This is a genomic window from Nostoc cf. edaphicum LEGE 07299, assembly GCF_015207245.1.
GTDB lineage: Bacteria > Cyanobacteriota > Cyanobacteriia > Cyanobacteriales > Nostocaceae > Nostoc > Nostoc edaphicum_B.
Genome location: NZ_JADEXF010000669.1, coordinates 1 through 3,506 on the forward strand (window position 1 = coordinate 1; position 3,506 = coordinate 3,506).

The 3,506-nt window shown below is 42.2% G+C and carries 3 protein-coding genes; 2 read left to right on the forward strand and 1 reads right to left on the reverse strand.

Annotation, left to right across the window (positions count from 1 at the left end; genetic code table 11):
- Positions 1–134 precede the first annotated feature (134 nt).
- A complete protein-coding gene (gene csaB, locus IQ229_RS18690) occupies positions 135–1,172 on the reverse strand; it encodes a polysaccharide pyruvyl transferase CsaB (protein ID WP_194046285.1) in 1,038 nt (345 codons plus the stop codon).
- Between the two features lie 456 nt (positions 1,173–1,628).
- Here csaB and IQ229_RS18695 point away from each other — a divergent pair, with 456 nt between their 5' ends.
- Both IQ229_RS18695 and IQ229_RS18700 read left to right on the forward strand, forming a co-directional pair.
- Positions 1,629–2,327 (forward strand): TVP38/TMEM64 family protein, encoded by a 699-nt coding sequence (locus IQ229_RS18695; RefSeq protein WP_194046287.1) that lies wholly within the window; start codon positions 1,629–1,631, stop codon positions 2,325–2,327.
- 113 nt (positions 2,328–2,440) lie between these two features.
- The gene (locus IQ229_RS18700; protein ID WP_194046289.1) at positions 2,441–3,439 is read left to right on the forward strand and encodes a glycosyltransferase family 2 protein; all 999 of its coding nucleotides are present in this window, start codon (positions 2,441–2,443) and stop codon (positions 3,437–3,439) included.
- Positions 3,440–3,506 lie beyond the last annotated feature (67 nt).

Consider the following 3,506-nt stretch of genomic DNA (forward strand, 5'->3'; position numbering starts at 1 on the left):
GTAGCAACAGCATCACGTTGTTTCTGACGCTGGTGTACTTCTTCAGAGACTAAGGTTGATGCTGGTAAAATGCGGGTGCGTCTTGGCTGGGATATCTGTGTCATATCTTTCCCTGTTCATATCTAAACAAAAACTTAACTGAAGGCTTCACTCAACAACTCGCTGTGCAGTAAAGCACCATCCACCAAAGATTGGATTTTCTCTGATGATAAAGGATCGCCATTGGCGTAATGCTCCATCCAAGTTAGACCAATCAAATTGGGGTCATCGGGTAAACTCGCCAAATCCCACCCAGGCATTTCCAAGTCTTCCATGAGACGATTTACTTTGGGGTCATAACTGAGAGCAAAGCAGCGACAACCTTCAGCAGCAGCCATAATTAAACTGTGCAGGCGCATTCCAATTGCCATTTCAACGCCGCGAAACACACCTTTTAAAAGTTGCGGATCTTCCAGACACAAAATCTGGCTAACATTTTTAAGGTGTGGTTGAATGGCTTCGGCAATACTCAAATCTTCACTTTTTTGAAACGGCAGTAATAAAATAAATGCTTGCGTGGCTTTTTGAAAGTCCACCAAAGCACGAGTCAAATTTGCCAGACGTTTTTCTGTAAGTTGGGGATGCGATCGCAACGTTACCGCAACTCTCGGCGCAGGTAAATCCCAAAGTCCTGGAACTGGTTTAGATTCCAACGCCCAAACCGGGTCAGGAGCTATAATACAAGGAATTTGCCAATCAGATAATAAAGCAGCACTGGCGCGATCACGGACACTGATTTTGGTACAATTACTAAAGGTTTGCCGTGCTAACCAACGAGTTTGCGGACGCACCAAAGGGCCAATACCCTGCGCCCAAGCAACAGTTTTCAAACCCATTTTCTGGGCTAATGCCATCAGTCCGCCATAATAAAACGGGCTGATAGTACTGGTAACATCTTGAATCAGACTCCCACCGCCCCAAATCAAGGCATCACAAGAGCGTAAAGCTTGTAGTACAGCTAAGGGAGCCATGCGATCGTAGGTTTCTACATTGTAGCGATCGCGGGTTTCCTCTGGATTACCAGAAAGCACCACAGGCGTTACGTGAGATGGTAACATTTGCAAAAGCGTTGCCAATAAAGCTTCGTCACCACCATTACCTTTACCGTAATACCCAGACAATAATGCCCGCATCTTGACCATTTTGGATTTTGGATTTTGGATTAATAGCTATTGTTAAATGAATCTCTGTCCACCATATAGATGGTAAACTCATTCCCAAGTTCTATAACAGTGGTCAAACAATTTAGGACATTCATTGCCAAATCTCAGAGAGCTACTGTCACAGTTATCCATAGCAGACTTGTCCTAAGCAGGATAGCAGCCGCTATCATTACTCACATTTTTTCGACTCCAAAGTGTTCACTTCCGGTGTCATTGACACAAATCTTGCTACTTTGCGGTTTCTTGGTCTGTGTTTGGATACTTCGATACTTGGATAAAGGTTATGATCGCTTCTGTTTAAAACTAGCTAATACAATAGACATCTAGTGAAAAATCCTTGTAGAAACTCGAAATTTCGCGTCTCTACGAGGATTTAAATTTGAAAAAGGTGGGTTTTGTTACACAAAAGGTAGGAGTAGAGTTCTAATGTGGAACTTGAAAACTGGTATTTTGCTACTCACGCTGAGTTGCATAATTGCAACTGGTATAACCGTATATCTTCTTGGCGGCATTGAACCAGTACAAATTCAAGCTTTGCTGAAATCTTCTGGTATCTGGGCACCTATTATTTATATTGCTTTGTACGTTGTGGCAACCATGTTAGTTTTGCCCTCAACGGTACTAAATTTGACTGGAGGTGCCATTTTTGGTCCTTGGCTGGGTATTGTCTGGACTAGTGTTGGAGCAGTCATTGCGGCAATAATTGCCTTTATTTTTACTCGAACTATTGGACGCAAAGCAGTTGCAAAACGACTAGCAGGACGCTGGCAAGCTATGGATGCTGAGGTTCGTCGTGGAGGGCTTTTTTATATGTTTGCCATCCGATTAGTACCAATCATGCCCTATGGCTTGGTCAACTTTGTCGCGGGACTGACTTCAATCAGCTTTAAAGATTATGTTCTAGGTACAACACTTGGTACTGTTCCTAGTGTCTTACCTTTTGTATTGCTAGGTAGTTCTGGTCTGAAGGCAGTGAATACAGGCGATTTTTTGCCGCTAATCCTTGCATTAGGCTTAACTGGAACGCTGGTAGCAGGGTCTACTTGGTATCGCCATCGTCGAACTTTGCCCAGAAAAGCTGTAGAAAGGCTGAAACAATCAGACTCTTCAGATGACTCAACCTAAAGAATAAATAAACTATAACAATCTGATTTGAGTCTTATTAGGTATGGTGAGAAGCAAATCTTTATAATTACAAGCAGTCTGTCAGCTGTTAAAAAATTAAACAATATTTTTAGATGTTACCAAAGTATTCATTCATTGTTCGAATTTATAACGAAGAAGAAATTATTCCAGAACTATACCGCAGACTGAGTGCAGTAATGAATCGGATGGATGGGCTTGTCGAATTAATTTTAATCAATGATGGTAGCCGCGATCGCTCCCTACAATTAATACGAGACCTCCATCAAAAAGACCCGCGCATTTGCTATCTGAGCTTTGCTCGTAACTTTGGTCATCAAATTGCAGTAACTGCTGGTCTTAATTTTGTCCGCGGTCAAGTTATTGTCATCCTTGATGCTGACTTACAAGACCCACCAGAACTAATTCCCGATATGGTTGAAAAATGGCGGCAGGGCTATCAAGTGGTCTACGCTCAACGCACTCAACGCCTTAAAGAAGGATGGTTTAAGCGTTTTACTGCCTATTTCTTTTATCGTATCCTTAAGAAGCTTGCAGATGTAGAGATTCCTACTGATACTGGTGATTTTTGTCTAATAGATCGCCAGATTGTAGATATTCTCAATTCTATGCCAGAACGTACCCGCTATATTCGTGGTTTGCGTTCTTGGGTTGGCTTTCAGCAAACAGCAGTTCGGTTCGAGCGCAACCCCCGCTTTGCTGGGGAAGTTAAATACACTTTTAGCAAATCCTTAGCCCTTGCTATCAATGGTCTAGTGTCCTTTTCAATAGTGCCACTGCGGTTATCAACTTACTTAGGCTTAATAGCAGCAGCGGCGGCCATCTTCATGGCTTTATTAGTCTTGTATTGGCGTCTTTTTGTCCCCCATTCGCCTTTAACTGGGTTTACGATTATTTTGATGGCAATTTTCTTTCTTGGATCTGTGCAGTTAGTCAGTGTTGGCATCTTAGGTGAATATATAGGGCGCATCTACGAAGAAGTTAAAGCCAGACCCCTCTATACGTTGGCAGAGGTAGGTGGTTTTGAGCGCAAATCCTCCAACTCAACGAGCAATTCGGACAAATTAGATAATTTAGAAGACGCTTACAAATAGGAATGTTTTTTGGCGTTGCATAATAAAGGTTTGTTTAAACAAATATAAAATTAAAGCTACATATCAC